Genomic DNA, 14,337 nt, shown 5'->3' with positions numbered 1-14,337 from the left:
GGCGGGTCAGCCGGTGCGCGACCACCAGTCCAGCCGCAGGCAGAGCCTGCCGCCGATCCAGTGCTCGACCCAGTCGCCGAGGTCGAGCGGGGAGCAGGTGCCCGCGGGCTGCGCCGGGGTGGGCGCGGGGCCGGTCGGCACGGTCGGCTCGGGGCTCGGCTCGCTCGTGGCGGGCGGGGCGGTGGGCGGCGTGGTGGGCTCGGTCACCGGCGGGTCGGTGACGGGCGGCGCGGTGACCGGCGGGTCGACGCGGCCGGAGAGCACCGAGCGGTAGACCTCGGAGGCCTTCGGGTTGCGCGCGCACTGCCAGACGCCGTGCGGGCAGTAGTCGGTGACCGTGTTGTAGAGCGGCTTGTGCTCGTCCATCCAGGCCAGCATCCGCCGCATGTACTCGGGGTTGTCGCCGTTACGGAAGAGCCCCCATTCGGGATAGGAGATGGGCTTGCCGTGACTTTTGGCGAAGTCCACGTGTTCCTGGAGACCGAAGGGCTCCGACACCTGCTCGTCGAACGTGATGCCGCTCGGCTGGTCGTAGGAGTCCATCCCGATGATGTCGACGGTGTCGTCCCCCGGGTAGCACTCGGTCCAGGGCACGGCGTCCCGGCCCCGGCTGGGCGTGAAGTCGAAGGTGAACTTCTGCCCCGGCACCGCCCGCATCGTCTTGACGATCCGCTTCCAGTACGTCTTCCAGGCCTCCGGGTCCGGCCCGCAGCGATGGGTGTACGTGATGCCGTTCATCTCCCAGCCCAGCACGATCACCGTGTCCTGGGCGTCCAGGTCGACCAGCCGTTCGGCGAGCGCGCGGAAGTGGTGGTCGAACTGACCGGCCGCGCCCTTGCGCAGCAGGCGGCGGACCTCGGCGTCGGAGACGCCCTGCTCGTTGCGCTCCATCATGGGCACGTTGAGGACGAGCATCCGGTCGTCGACCTCGTTGCGCCAGTCGGCCCACACGTCGAGGAAGCCCGCCCGGCCCTCGATGTTGCTCCACAGGTCACCGGGCAGGTAGGTGTGGCCGACGCGCAGTTCGGCGCCGTCCAGCCATTCGCTCAGCTCGGCGATGCGGGCGACGCCGCGGGGGCCGTAGTCGAGGTAGGCGCCGAACGCCGGGACGGCCGCGGGGGACGCGCTCGGCGACGCGCTCGGCGACGAGGCCGGGGCCGGGCTCGTGGTGCCGGTCGGGGCGGGTGTCGCGGACGGGTCGGGAGCGGTGGTGGCCGATCCGGTGGCCGGGTCGAGGTCGCTCGCCGTCGTTCCGGCGACCGTCGCGGCCGGAGCGGGCGGATCGGCGACCGTGGCCACCCCCGCGCCCGCGGCGAAACCAGGTCCGGACGCCAGCGTCGCCGTCACCGCGACCGCCGCCGCGACGACGGCCAGCCGACGGGACCGGGTGCGCTGCTGCTGTGGGGCCATGCCTGCTCCTTTCTCCACTCTCGTGCTGTCACCCATGCGCACGCGCACGGCCGATCGTGCTGACACTCAGTCATATGAAAGTCACACGAAAAGGAATCACGCCACCGCCGTTAGGGCTTTCGGGTGCCCCGATCGTCCACATCGGTGAAAACGACCTAAGGAACAAATCCCCCGTGTCGCTGCTCGACACCCGTGTCCCCGCGGTACTTCTGCGCGTCGACCCGAACCCCTTCCACCACGGAACGCTGGGCGCCGTGCGCTCCCTCGGCCGCGCCGGGGTGGACGTCCACCTGGTCGCCGACGCGGCCGGAAGTCCCGTACGCCGCTCGCGGTTCGTCGCCCGCACGCACGCCGCGCCGCCGCCCGGCGCCTCCCCCGCCGCGGTGGCCGCCGCGCTGCTGCGGGTCGCCGCGCGCGTGGCGCGGCCCGCCGTGCTGATCCCGATGGACGACGCGAGCGCCGTCGCCGTGAACCGGCTCCGCGACGAGCTGGCCCCCGCCTACCTGCTGCCGCAGCAGCCCGCCGCCCTGCCCGAACGGGTCGCCGACAAGGCCGAACTGGCCGCGCTGTGCGCCGCCGCCGACGTCCCGCACCCGGTCACCGTGGTCCCCGCGAGCGCCGACGAGGCCGCTTCCGCCGCCTGGCGGCTGGGCCTGCCGGTGGTCGCCAAGTGGAGCCGCCCGTGGCTGCTGCCGCCCGGCTCGGACCTGCGCAGCACGGTCGTCGTGCGCGCCGCGCGCGAGGCCCGCGCCCTGTACGAGCGCACCGACGAGGCGGGCAGCCCCCTGCTCCTCCAGGAGTTCCTCCTCCCCGGCCCCGGCCAGGACTGGTTCGTCCACGGGTACGCCGACCGCGCGGGCGTCCTGCGCGGCGGCGGCACCGGACGCAAGCTCGCCGCCTGGCCGCGCGGCGCGGGCCTCACGGCGGCCGGGGAGTGGGCCCCGGACCCGGCCGTGCGCGCCCACGCCGAGGCGCTCACCGCCCACCTCGGCTACCGGGGCATCCTCGACCTCGACTTCCGGCGCTGCGCCACCACCGGCCGCTCCCACCTGCTCGACTTCAACCCCCGCCCCGGAGCCCAGTTCCGGCTCTTCACCGACAGCGCGGGCCTCGACGTGGTCCGCGCCCAGCACCTGGACCTGACGCACCGTCCGTTCCCGGCGGGCGCGCCCCGCCCCGGCCGCACCTTCGTCGTCGAGAACTACGCCCCCCTCACCGCCCTGCGCCGCGCCCCGCACGACCGCGAACTGGCCTGGCACGCGGGCGACGACCCCCGTCCCGGCCGGGCCCTGTGGGGCCTGTGGACCGCCCACGTCGCCCGAAGGCTCACCACCCGCCTGCGCCCCACCGCCGCGCCCCGCCCGGCCGCCCCCGCGCCCCGGCTGGTCCGTCAGGCGCCCCCGTCTCCGGTCTCCCTGACGAACCTTCCGCGCCACACGGACCCGAGCGCCCCGAACGCCACGGCCGCCACGGCCGTCCCGAGCGCGCCGACCGGCCCGGCCGGGGACCGGAAGGCGGGCAGCCGCTGATGGAGGACCTGCTGGTGGTGGGAGCCGGACCGTACGGCCTGTCGGTCGCCGCGCACGCGGCCGCCGCCGGGCTCTCCCTCCGCGTCCTCGGCCGCCCGATGGCCACCTGGCGCGACCACATGCCCGCCGGCATGTTCCTCAAGTCCGAACCGTGGGCGTCCGACCTGTCCGACCCGGCCGGGCGGCGCCGCCTCGGCGCGTACCGCGCGGCCCTCGGCACACCCGCCCGGCACGGCGAGCCCCTCCCGGTCCGCGCCTTCGCCGACTACGGCCTCTGGTTCGCCCGGCACGCCGTCCCGGCGGTGGAGGAACGCACGGTCACCCGCGTCGACGCCCGGCCCGGCGGCTTCACCGCGACGACCGGCGACGGCGGCACGGTGACCGCGCGCACGGTCGCCCTCGCCGTCGGCGTACTGCCCTTCGCGGAGATCCCCGCCGCCCTGCGCGCCCTGCCCGCCGACCTCGTCTCGCACAGCGGCGCCCACGGCACCCTCGACCGCTTCCGCGGCCGGGACGTCACGGTGATCGGCGGCGGCCAGGCCGCGTTGGAGACGGCCGCGCTCCTCGCCGAACAGGGCACCCGCGTCCGGGTCCTGACCCGCGCGGGCCACCCCGACTGGAACGACGTCCCCCCGCCGTGGCGGCGCCCCTGGTGGCGCGCGGCCCGCGCCCCGCACACCGCCCTCGGCTGCGGCTGGCGGAACTGGTTCTACGCCGAACGGCCCGGCCTCTTCCGGCGGTTGCCGTCGGCGGCCCGGACCCGGATCATGGCGTCGGCGCTCGGACCGGCCGGTGCCTGGTGGCTGCGGGAGCGGGTGGAGATGCGGCCCGGCCAGGAGGTGACCGCGGCCCGCGCGGTACCGGGCGGGGTCCGGCTGGAGGTGCGGGGCGGCAGCCCGCTGGAGACCGAGCACGTCATCGCGGCCACCGGCTTCCGCCCCACGCGCGCCCGGCTCGGCCCGCTCGCCCCCGCGCTGCGGCACGCGCTCGCCGCGCTGCCGGACGGCTCCCCCGCCGTCGGGCGGTACTTCGAGTCCTCGTACCCCGGCCTGTTCCTGGCCGGTCCCGTCACCGCCTCGGCCTTCGGCCCGGCCATGCGCTTCGTCCACGGCACGGGCTTCACCGCGCCCGCCCTGGTACACGGCGTACGGCGGCGGCTACGGTCCCGGACGCCGTACGGCGGGGTCCCGGCCCCGGCCGACGGCACGTGGCGAAACGTCACGGCCGGCACGGGGCCCTGAGACGCGGCACGAGTGCCGGGCGCGTGCGAGGCGTCCGGCACTCGTGGCCGTCATCTGTACGTCACTGCGTTTGCGTACGTCGCCGCATATCTCCACGTTCCCGCGTCACCGTCACCGACGGGTCGCGGCACGGCCCCTGCGGTAGAGCAGCGCACCCGCCGTGATCAGCGCGGCGCTGACCCCGGAGGCCGCGAGCAGGGCCCCGCTGCCGGTCTGCGGCAGCTCGGGCCGCGGACCGTGCCCACCGCCGTGCGGCGGAGGCGTGCTGTGCTCGCCGTGCGGCGGCGGGGTGCTGTGACCACCGGGCGGGGGCGTGGTGTGTCCACCGGGGGGTGGAGTCGTGTGACCACCGGGAGGCGGAGTGGTGTGGCCACCGGGCGGGGGCGTCGTGTGACCACCGGGAGGCGGGGTCGTGTGACCGCCGGGGGGAGGCGTGGTGTGCCCGCCGGGGGGCGGGGTCGTGTGACCACCGGGAGGCGGAGTGGTGTGACCGCCGGGCGGGGGCGTCGTGTGACCACCGGGGGGAGGCGTGGTGTGACCACCGGGAGGCGGGGTCGTGTGACCACCGGGCGGGGGCGTGGTCTCGCCGCCGCACGTGTCGCCGTACCCGCCGCAGTCCTCGTCGCCCTGCCCGGAGTCGCCGTAACCCGGCTCCTCCTCCTGCTCCTTGGGACCCTCGTGGTCCTTCGGCCCCTCATGGCCCTTGGGGCCGTCGTGGCCCTGCGGGCTGTCGCCGTAGCCCTGCTCCTGCTCCTGTTCCTGCTTCGGCTCCTGCTCCTGCTTCCGCTCCTGTTCCTGCTCCTGCTCCTGCTCCTGCTCGCCGTACGCCTGCTGGTCGTCACGGTCCTGGGCGGAGCCGCCGCGCGCCGACTCGTCCTCGGCGCCGGAGGTGTTCGCGCAGGCGTTGCCGAAGGCCGGGTTCAGGGCGGCGGCCACGTCGGCGGAGTTGCCGCAGACGTTCGCCGGAACCGTCAGCGGAACCTGGACACCGTTGCCCGCCACGACACCGGGTGAGTTCGAGGCGGCGCCGTCCGCGCGCGTGTCGGCGAGGGCGGAACCGCCGTACAGGGACAGAATGCTCGTCGCGGCTGCCGCCGCGACCATTCCCTTGCTCAGGGTCTGTCGCAATCTCTTGGTCTTCTTTCCTGCTCGGAGGAGTGGGAAAAAAGCCGGCCCTGGACCGTGGAGCAGTGGTCCAGGGCCGGCCTTGACCCAGCCGTGCGGCTGGTGTGACGCCGTCGTCAGTCGTTGACGCAGACGTTGCCGAACGCGGGGTTCAGCAGCCCGATGACGTTGATCGAGTTGCCGCACACGTTGACGGGCACGTGGACGGGGATCTGGACCACGTTGCCGGAGAGCACACCGGGGGAACCGACGGCAGCCCCGTTGGCACCGGAGTCGGCGAAGGCCGGAGCGGCCCCACCCAGGGCCAGCAGGACACCCGCGACGACAGCAGCGCTCTTCTTCATGACTTTCCCTTCTCTGCGGTCATGCCTCGTTGACGGTGGAAAACCGAGCGAGCACAGCCGGAACGGCTCGCACCATGACCGGCAGGTTGCAAACGAGGGATAGACACAGGAGGAAACTGATGAACGCGTGGCGCCCTGGAATTCACTCGAACGCCCTCGCACAATAGACACTTTAGGCGCAGCGAAAGAGGAAACGGTTCTCCGGAAGAAACAGAAGGAAATCGCGGAACGGGGCGCGAAAAGCCGCCGGACGGTCCGCGAGAAATCGAACGGACCGGCCGGCGGCCGATGTCACGAACGGTCAGCCGTTGGCCACACCGTTGCCCGCGAGGGCGGAGATGTCGCTCAGGATGTGCGACGCGGGCTCGTCGCCCTTGGCCTGGGTGCTGTTCTCGGCGCACTGCTGGGTCTGCGGCGCGGACAGGACCGGGATGTCCTGGACACCGACGTTGACCAGCGCGAGGACGGACTGGACGTTCGCCTTGACCGGCAGGCCGACACAGAGCTTGTTGACCGAGTCCTGGACCAGGGTGGCCTGCGGGCTCATGTCGCCCCGGGTCACCGCGTTCCCGAACGCCTCGTGCGCGCCGTTGCCGCTGGCGGAGGTGGTGCCCGAGTCGTCCCCGATGGCAAGCGCCTGGGGAGCCATCGCCGCCGACGCACCGATGACGGAAGCGGTGACCGCCGCCGCGGCCATTGCCTTCTTGAACATGTCGCTATTCCTTTCCCTGCCCTGGCTCCGGGCCAGGACCACGTGCCTGCTCCCGAAACAACCGGGTCCACCCGAATTGGTTGCGCCTCTTCACCCGATCGGTTTTTCCGGGCCGCCGGTCGGCGGTTCCCGGCAATAGGCCATCAGAGTGAAGCGGAGCAACCAAACAGCGCGCCGGGAGTTGTTCAGCACGCTCCGGTGGACGGGGTTTCAGCACGAAGGGACTTACAAGTGATCAAGAAGGTTCTGGCCACCGCCGCGGTCGCCGCCTCCATCGTCGGCGCCTCCGCTGCTGCCGCCACCCCGGCGCTCGCCATCGGCAACGACTCGGGTACCACGTCCGCCAGCGGCAACGGTGCCAGCCAGGCGTTCGGCAACTCGGCCACCTACGGCAACATGAGCCCCCAGATGGCGCTCATCCAGGGCTCCTTCAACAAGCCCTGCATCGGCCTCCCGGCGAAGCTCAACGCCCAGTCGATCCTCGCGCTCGTCAACGTCGGCGTCCAGGACATCCCGATCCTGTCCGCCCCGCAGACCCAGCAGTGCGTCGAGAACAGCACCCAGGCCAAGGGCGACGAGCCGCTGTCGCACATCCTGGACGACATCTCGGTCCTCGCGGGCAACGGTGCCGCGAACCACTGACACCGACGAGGTGAACGGGTTCATCTCCTGAGCCCACGGGTGGTTCCGCCACCCTCCCAGCGGGCCGCCGGATCTCCGGCGGCCCGCTGTTCTAGCGTGCGGCGCGTGACGATGAAGACACGCCTCCGGCCACGCCGTCTGGCCCTCGCTGCGGCCGTCCTGGCCGGCGCGGGCGCCCTGTTCGGCACGGGCTTCGCGCCGCCGGGCCACGGGTCCGCGCCGCGCGCGACGAACATCCTGCTGATGGGGACCGACGAACGGGACACCCTCACCGACGCCGAGAAACGGCGGTTCCACGCGGGCGGCCAGGCCTGCGGCTGCACCGACGTCCTCATGCTGGTCCACCTCTCCGCCCGGCGGGACCGCGTCACCGTCGTCGGCCTGCCCCGCGACTCCTACGCCGAGATCCCCGCGTACCGCCAGGAAAGCGGCGCCGAGCGGGCCGCGCACGCGGCCAAGCTGAACGCCGCCTTCCAGGAGGGCGGGCCCGAGCTGGCGGTCAGGACCGTGGAGTCGATGACCGGGGTCGTGGTGGACCGCTACCTCCAGGTCGACTTCCGGCGGTTCATCGACAGCGTGCGCGACGTCGACGGCGTCGAGGTGTGCACCCCGCGGCGCCTGAAGGACACCACGACCGGCCTCGACCTCTCCCCCGGCACGCACCGCCTCACCGGCGGCCGGGCGCTCCAGTACGTCCGCTCGCGCCACGTCGACGGCAGCGCCGACCTCGGCCGCATCCAGCGTCAGCAGCGCTTCCTGGTGCAGGCGTTGCGCCGGGTCCAGATGCGGAAGGTGCTCTCCGACCCGGTGCGGGCCACGCGGATGGCCCGCACCCTGCTGGGGTCCGGGCCGCAGGGCTTCTCCGTGCGCGAGCTGGTGGAGCTGGCGGGCGCGCTGCACAAGCTGCCCGCGTCGGCGACGGAGTTCACCACCGTGCCGGTGTCCGGGTTCGCCCCGCCCGAGGCCGGGGTCGGCTCGGCGCTGGTGTGGGACCGCGGGCGGGCGAGGACCCTCTTCGCGGCCGTGCGCGAGGACCGGCCGCTGGTGCGCGCGGGCGAGGAGCCGCGGCCCGATGACCCGCCGACGATCGTCGGTTCCACGACACCCGTTCGCGGGAGCGCGTACGCGTGCCGGTGAGGGGCGCGCGGACCGGTTCCCGGGTGCGCTGCGCCAATCGGGGCACAGCCCGCAACCCCGGGTCGGGACCGGCCGTTGATGATCACGCAGCTCCTCCCCCGGAGTCCGCCTTTCGAAAGGGAACGAACATGAAGAAGCTGTGGGCATCCGCGGCTATCGCCGCCTCGGTCGCCGGTCTCGCGGCCGTGAGCGCCCCGCAGGCCCTGGCCATCGGTGACGACAGCGGCACCACGTCCGCCAGCGGCAACGGCGCCTCGTCGGAGTTCGGCAACTCGGCGACCCTCGGCAACCAGAGCCCGCAGCTCTCGCTGGTCCAGGGTTCGCTCAACAAGCCCTGCATCGGTCTGCCGGCGAAGATCAACGCCCAGTCCCTCATCGCGCTCGTCAACGTCGGCGTCCAGGACATCCCGATCCTGTCCGCCCCGCAGACGCAGCAGTGCGTCGAGAACAGCACCCAGGCGAAGGGCGACGAGCCGCTGTCGCACATCCTGGACGACATCTCGGCCCTGTCGGGCAACGGCGCGGGCAACGGCTGAGTCCGACCGCGGGCGGCGGGCACCGGTTCTTCCGGTGCCCGCCGCTTTTCCGTGTCCGCGGAGCCTTTCGGTGCCCGGCGCCTCATGGTGGCCGGGCACCGTCGTGTCCGCCGTCGTGCGCGCGGCGGCCGCTCAGGTGCGGCGGGCCAGGTCGATCGTGTCGGCCAGGTCGCGGACCTGGGGGTCCTCGGTGCGCCGGGCCAAGGTGCGGGCGGTGGCGGCGAGGCCGTCGAGGGTCGGGGTGTCCGGCAGCGGGCGGCCCTCGGCCGGGTCGCCGCGCAGGGCTTCGGCGAAGTAGGCGGCGGTGGCCGCGACCTGGAAGCGGGCGGGGGCGGCAGTCAGGTCCTCGTGCAGGGCGTCCGTCTCCAGCGGTCCGGCGGCCTCGTGCGGGGCGCGGGTGGCGGGGTCGAGCCAGCGGACGGTGGCCGTCGCGAGATGCCCGGTGGCGCCGGGGCGGGTGCGGACGGCGTACAGGGCGGTGACGGTGTGGCCGGGGCCGACCTCGCCGCCGTCGACCCGGTCGTCGCGGAAGTCCTCGTCGGCTACGCGGCGGTTGTCGTAGCCGATCAGGCGGAACGTGTCGACCGTGCGGGGGTCGAAGGCGACCTGGGCCTTGGCGTCGCGGGCGGTGAGGTCGACGTGGCGCGGGAGTTCCTCGCTGAAGACGCGGTCGGCGTCGGCGTCGTCGGACACGTAGGTGGTGTGGCCGTCGCCGCGGTCGGCGAGGCGTTCCATCAGGGCGTCGCCGTAGTCGCTGCCGACGCCGACGCCGAAGAGGGTGATGCCGTGGGTGCGGCGGGCGTCCTCGACGCGGTCGAGGATGCGGTCGGCGTCGGTGTCGCCGGTGTTGGCGAGGGCGTCGGAGATCAGCACGACCCGGTTGGTGGCGCCCTCGCGGAGGCCCTCGACGGCGGTGGCGTAGCCGGTGCGCACCCCGGCGCCGAGGTCGGTGGAGTCGGTGGGCTCCAGGCTGTCGATCGCGTCGTGGACGCGGGCGCGGCGGTCGCCGAGGCGGGTCATGGGCAGGACGGTCTCGGCCTCGTCGCTGAAGGCGACCAGGGCGACGGAGTCGTCGGCGCGCAGCCGGTCGGTCATCGTGCCGAGGGCGCGCCGGGCGAGGTCGAGCCTGCCGGGTTCGGCCATGGAGCCGGAGATGTCGACGACGAAGGTGAGGGCGGCGGGCGGGCGTTCGCCGACCGGGCCCGCGGTGCGGGTGGCGAGGCCGACGCGGACGAGGGACCAGTCGTCGTCGCCGGTGCGGGCGCCGTCGACGGTGATCGAGAAGCCGTCGCCGTCGGGGCGGTCGTAGTCCTGGCGGAAGCTGTTGACGAACTCCTCGGGGCGGATGGTCGCCGGGTCGGGGGTGCCGCCGTCGGCGAGGGTGCGCCGGGCGTAGCCGTAGGAGGCGGTGTCGACGTCGAGGGCGAAGGTGGAGAGAAGGTCCTCGGCGGGGCGGGCCTCGTCGTCCTCCTGGGTGAAGTCCCGGCGTTCGTCGGTGCCTTGGCCGGTGGCGCCGTCGGCGGGGGCCGGGAAGCCGTCCTGGCGGCCGGAGTTGCCGCCGGAGCGGTCGGCGGTCCCGCTGTGGTCCGCGTCGCCGCCCCCGCCGCCGCAGGCGGTGAGCAGCAGGGCCAGTGCGGCGGCCGTGGCCGCCAGCAGCCGGCGGGTGCGGTGGTTCGTCTCCGACATGCGTGCCCCCTGTGTCCGTGGACGTCGACGTGCGTGGACGTACGTGACTGTGACGGCACAGGGGGCGGGAACGTGCGGTACGGGGTGTTGCGGGTGGGTCTCGATGCGGGCACGGCGGGGGGCCGGTGTGACCGGTGGGTGATCCTCCGGTGACCGGCCCGTTCCTGAACGTCCGCTAGGGTCTGTCGTTTGGATCATGCCGGCTTCGGGCTTCGGTGCCTGGTGAGTGCCGGTGAGCGGGGTGTGGTGCGTGCAGCTGCAAGGCGGAGGAGGGCGTCGACGCGGAGCGTCGGCAACCGACGACAACGCCGCTGGGGGTGCCCCCTCTGGGGGAGTGCGTGCCACACCCCGCGGCCCAGGCGTGATCCAAACGACAGGCCCTAGGACACGATGTCCTTGCGGGCGAAGCCCCGGAAGGCCAGGGCGAAGAGGACGAGGGCGTAGGTGACCGAGACGGCGGTGCCCTGGATCATGCCGGCGTACTCGGGGGTGGGCTGGATGGCGTCGGCCCAGGCGAACTGCCAGTGCGCGGGCAGGAAGTGGCGCCAGTCGCCGAGAGCCGTGACGGCGTCGAGGACGTTGCCGACGATGGTCAGGCCGACCGCGCCGCCGACCGCGCCGAGCGGGGCGTCCGTCTTCGTCGACAGCCAGAACGCGAGCCCGGCGGTGACGAGTTGGGAGACGAAGAGGTAGGCCACGATCACCGCGAGGCCGCGGAGGGCGGCGGTCTCGTCGAGGGAGCCGCCGGTGGGGATCTGGAGCGGACCCCAGCCGTAGACGGCGGTCCCGACGGCGAGGGCGACGACCGGGAGGAGGACCATCGCGGCCAGGCTCAGGGTGAGTCCGACGACCAGCTTGGACCAGAGCAGGCGGGCGCGCGGGACGGGCGCGGCCAGCAGATAGCGCAGGGAGGACCAGCCCGCCTCGGAGGCCACGGTGTCGCCGCAGAACAGGGCGACGGGGATGACCAGCAGGAAGCCCGCGGAGACGAACAGGTTGACGGCGACGAAGTTGGCGGCGGACGCGGTGGCGGTGTCCATGAGGTTGACGCGGTCGCCGCCCTCGCCGGGCTCGCCGCCGATGGCGAAGGCGACGGCGAGGACGAAGGGCAGCGCGGCCAGGACGGCGCCCATCACCAGCGTGCGGCGGCGCTTGAGCTGGCGGACCAGTTCGACGCGCAGCGGCAGGGTGTGGCCGGGGCGGTAGCCGTCGGCGGTCTCCGCCGAGCGGTCCGGGGCGGCCGGAGCGGGCGGGCCGGTCGGGGTGTCCGGCTCCACGGGCTCGGTGAGCGTGCTCATGCGGAGCCTCCGATCAGGGTGAGGAAGGCGTCTTCCAGGCGGCGGTGCGGGCCGACCGAGCGGACCGGCACGTCGAGCCGGACCAGTTCGGCCACGAGGCGTTCGGCGGAGCCGTCGGGGCCGAGGCGGACCAGGAGGCCGTCGTCGGTGGCGACGGCGGAGACGACGCCGGGCAGCGTGGTGACCTTCTCCGCGACGGGCGCCTCCAGCGGGGCGGCGGTGCCGACGAGGAGGGTGTCGCCGGAGCCGACGATCGCGCCGACCGGTCCGGCCTGGACGAGCTTGCCGCGGTCCATGACGACGAGGTGCGTGCAGGTCTGCTCGACCTCGGCCAGGAGATGGCTGGAGACGATGACCGTGCGGCCCGCGGCGGCGTAGCGGATCATCACCTCGCGCATCTCGCGGATCTGCGGCGGGTCGAGGCCGTTGGTGGGTTCGTCGAGGATCAGCAGGTCGGGCAGGCCGAGCATGGCCTGGGCGATGGCCAGGCGCTGGCGCATGCCCTGCGAGTAGGTGCGCACGGCGCGGGCGAGGGCGTCGCCGAGCCCGGCGATCTCCAGGGCCTCGTCGAGGTGGGCGTCGGCGGCCGGGCGGCCGGTGGCCTTCCAGTACAGCTCCAGGTTGGCGCGGCCGGAGAGGTGGGGCAGGAAGCCCGCGCCCTCGACGAAGGCGCCGACGCGGGAGAGGACGGGGGCGCCGGGGCGGATGGCGTGGCCGAAGACGCGGATCTCGCCGCCGTCGGGGCGGATCAGGCCCATCAGCATGCGCAGGGTGGTGGTCTTGCCCGCGCCGTTGGGGCCGAGCAGGCCGAGGACCTGGCCCTTCTCCACGCGGAAGGTGAGGTCGCGGACGCTGTAGCGGTCGCCGCCCGCGTACTTCTTGCTGAGGTCGGTGATCTGGAGCGGGACGTCGGCGAGCGCCGGGTCGGGCGGGGGCATCGCGGTGCGGCGGCGGGCGCTCAGCAGCAGGACGAGGGCGGCCCCGGCGCCGGCGAGCGGCAGCCACCACACCCAGGAGGGCAGCGGGGCGGCGGCGGTGCTGACGCCGGGCGCGGTGGGCACCGTCAGGTCGCCCCGGAGGGAGACGGTGTACGTGGCGGGGGCGGCCGGGGAGGCGTAGCCGAGGTCGGTGGAGGCGAGGACCAGCCGCAGGCGGTGGCCCTTCTCGACCTCGTGGTCGACGGCCGGGAGGGTGAGGGTGACGTCCTTGCCCGCCTTGGCGCCCTCGACGCGGACGGGCGCGACGAGCTGCGAGGGCAGGACCTGGCCGCGGCCGTCGGGGCCGACGTCGTAGACCTTGGCGAAGAGGACGGCGTCCTCGGTGGTGGACTTCACGCGGACGGTGGCGGTCGGGGAGCCGGTGACGCGCAGGTCGGCGGTCAGGGGCGCGGAGGTGAACGCGGCGAACTGGCCGGGGAAGTCGAGGGAGATGCCGACGCCGAGGCTGGAGAGCTGGGCGAGGCCGCCGCCGCCGAGGCCGGGCAGCGCGGAGACGGCGGGCGGGCTGGCGCCGGGCGGGTTGCTGAAGGACTGCTCGCGGCCGGTGAGGGCGAGGGTGCGGTCGCCCGCGTCGAGGCCGGGGTAGGTGTCGTCGCTCGCGCCGCGCAGCAGGGCCGCGCCGTCGGAGGAGTCGACGCCGCCGGTGCGGGTGACGCGGAACGCGGGGCCGGTGTCGGTGGCCTTCTCGTCCTTGAGGTACCGGTCGAACCAGTCGGTGACGCGGGCCTGGACGCGGCCGGTCTCCAGGTCGCCGCCGTCGTGGCCGCCCGCGATCCAGTCGACGTCGACGGGGGCGCCGTTGGCCCGGATCGCCTTGGCGGCGGCGTCGGACTGGGCGAGGGTGAACAGGGAGTCGGTCTGGCCCTGGAGGAGGAGGGTGGGGACCTTGACGCGGTCGCCGACGGCCGACGGGGAGCGCTCCTCCAGGAGGGCGCGGGCGGCGGCGTCGGGGGTGCCGGACTCGGCGACCCGCTCGTACATCGCGCACAGGTCGGGCTGGAACTGGGCGCAGCCGCCGCCGGAGTTGAAGAAGACGCCGGTCCAGAGCTTCTTGAACACGCCGTCGGGGAAGAGGGCGTCGGCGAGGTTCCAGTAGGTGATCGCGGGGGCGATCGCGTCGACCCGGTCGTCGTACCCGGCGGTGAGCAGGGAGATCGCGCCGCCGTAGGAGGCGCCCGCCATGCCGACGCGCGGGTCGCCCTTCTTGTCGAGCTGGACCTGGGGCTGCCGGGCGAGCCAGTCGATGAGCTGGGAGACGTCGGCGACCTCGGCCTTCGGGTCGTTGATGCCGATCTTCCCGGTGGAGCGGCCGAAGCCGCGCGCCGACCAGGTGAGGACCGCGTACCCGTCGGCGGCGAGGTCCTCGGCCTGGGCGCGGACGTCGTCCTTGTCGCCGCCGAAGCCGTGGCCGAGCAGGACCGCGGGCCGTCGGCCGCCGGAGGAGGTGGTGAAGTACGAGGTGTCCAGGCGCACCCCGTCGACGGCCATGACCTCGTCGGTGCGCTGCACCGGGGGCGGCTCGTCGGAGGCGACGGCGGTCCAGGTCCCCGCCCCGGCGAGCACCACGACGGCGGCCGCGGCGGCCAGGGTCCGTCGGGGCCGCCGCGGTCGGGGCAGTCGAAGATCCATGCGTCAACGGTACGGGCTGAACCTGTCGGGAAGGTGTCGACCGGAGGCCG

The 14,337-nt window shown here is 74.1% G+C and carries 12 protein-coding genes; 5 read left to right on the top strand and 7 right to left on the bottom strand.

Features of this window, described 5'->3' with window-relative positions:
• Positions 1-6: 6 nt before the first annotated feature.
• The gene (locus tag ACIQPQ_RS00965; protein ID WP_401298038.1) at positions 7-1,410 is read right to left on the bottom strand and encodes a glycoside hydrolase family 26 protein; all 1,404 of its coding nucleotides are present in this window, start codon (positions 1,408-1,410) and stop codon (positions 7-9) included.
• Between the two features lie 173 nt (positions 1,411-1,583).
• Between ACIQPQ_RS00965 and ACIQPQ_RS00960 the strand changes: the two genes are divergently transcribed.
• Both ACIQPQ_RS00960 and ACIQPQ_RS00955 read left to right on the top strand, forming a co-directional pair.
• Positions 1,584-2,939: an ATP-grasp domain-containing protein gene (locus tag ACIQPQ_RS00960; protein WP_401298036.1), complete on the top strand. Its 1,356-nt coding sequence runs from the start codon at positions 1,584-1,586 to the stop codon at positions 2,937-2,939.
• Positions 2,939-4,180: an NAD(P)-binding domain-containing protein gene (locus ACIQPQ_RS00955; RefSeq protein ID WP_401298034.1), complete on the top strand. Its 1,242-nt coding sequence runs from the start codon at positions 2,939-2,941 to the stop codon at positions 4,178-4,180. The genes ACIQPQ_RS00960 and ACIQPQ_RS00955 overlap by 1 nt, the downstream gene beginning before the upstream one ends.
• Positions 4,181-4,291: 111 nt before the next feature.
• On the opposite strand, the gene ACIQPQ_RS00950 is transcribed toward ACIQPQ_RS00955, so the two are convergent.
• From ACIQPQ_RS00950 to ACIQPQ_RS00940, 3 genes are all read right to left on the bottom strand, one after another.
• Complete coding sequence (locus ACIQPQ_RS00950) at positions 4,292-5,308, bottom strand: chaplin (protein ID WP_401298032.1); 1,017 nt, start codon at positions 5,306-5,308, stop codon at positions 4,292-4,294.
• A 113-nt stretch (positions 5,309-5,421) separates the two neighbouring features.
• Positions 5,422-5,649 carry a chaplin ChpD gene (chpD, locus tag ACIQPQ_RS00945; RefSeq protein ID WP_383767858.1) on the bottom strand — a complete coding sequence of 76 codons (228 nt, stop codon included), beginning with the start codon at positions 5,647-5,649 and terminating at the stop codon, positions 5,422-5,424.
• A 301-nt stretch (positions 5,650-5,950) separates the two neighbouring features.
• Positions 5,951-6,361: a rodlin gene (locus ACIQPQ_RS00940; RefSeq protein ID WP_383767862.1), complete on the bottom strand. Its 411-nt coding sequence runs from the start codon at positions 6,359-6,361 to the stop codon at positions 5,951-5,953.
• A gap of 231 nt (positions 6,362-6,592) precedes the next feature.
• On the opposite strand from ACIQPQ_RS00940, the gene ACIQPQ_RS00935 reads away from it, so the two are divergent.
• The 3 genes from ACIQPQ_RS00935 to ACIQPQ_RS00925 all read left to right on the top strand — a co-directional run bounded on the left by ACIQPQ_RS00935 (position 6,593) and on the right by ACIQPQ_RS00925 (position 8,676).
• Entirely contained in the window at positions 6,593-7,003 is a 411-nt protein-coding gene (locus ACIQPQ_RS00935) for a rodlin (RefSeq protein ID WP_383767865.1), read from the top strand.
• A gap of 111 nt (positions 7,004-7,114) precedes the next feature.
• Positions 7,115-8,140, top strand: a complete 1,026-nt coding sequence (locus tag ACIQPQ_RS00930) for an LCP family protein (RefSeq protein WP_401299544.1) — start codon at positions 7,115-7,117, stop codon at positions 8,138-8,140.
• A 128-nt stretch (positions 8,141-8,268) separates the two neighbouring features.
• On the top strand, positions 8,269-8,676 hold the full coding sequence (locus ACIQPQ_RS00925) for a rodlin (RefSeq protein WP_401298029.1): 408 nt from the start codon (positions 8,269-8,271) through the stop codon (positions 8,674-8,676).
• A 132-nt stretch (positions 8,677-8,808) separates the two neighbouring features.
• Here ACIQPQ_RS00925 and ACIQPQ_RS00920 read toward each other — a convergent pair whose 3' ends face one another.
• The 3 genes from ACIQPQ_RS00920 to ACIQPQ_RS00910 all read right to left on the bottom strand — a co-directional run bounded on the left by ACIQPQ_RS00920 (position 8,809) and on the right by ACIQPQ_RS00910 (position 14,287).
• A complete protein-coding gene (locus ACIQPQ_RS00920) occupies positions 8,809-10,362 on the bottom strand; it encodes a von Willebrand factor type A domain-containing protein (RefSeq protein ID WP_401298027.1) in 1,554 nt (517 codons plus the stop codon).
• Positions 10,363-10,742: 380 nt separating this feature from the next.
• On the bottom strand, positions 10,743-11,660 hold the full coding sequence (locus ACIQPQ_RS00915; RefSeq protein WP_401298025.1) for an ABC transporter permease: 918 nt from the start codon (positions 11,658-11,660) through the stop codon (positions 10,743-10,745).
• Complete coding sequence (locus ACIQPQ_RS00910) at positions 11,657-14,287, bottom strand: CocE/NonD family hydrolase (protein ID WP_401298022.1); 2,631 nt, start codon at positions 14,285-14,287, stop codon at positions 11,657-11,659. The genes ACIQPQ_RS00915 and ACIQPQ_RS00910 overlap by 4 nt, the downstream gene beginning before the upstream one ends.
• Between the last annotated feature and the right edge of the window lie 50 nt (positions 14,288-14,337).

Origin of the sequence: Streptomyces sp. NPDC091281, from assembly GCF_044757425.1 — a bacterium.
Lineage (GTDB): Bacteria > Actinomycetota > Actinomycetes > Streptomycetales > Streptomycetaceae > Streptomyces.
The sequence above is the reverse complement of the archived record's forward strand: the minus strand, read 5'-3'. Positions and strand labels throughout refer to the sequence as shown.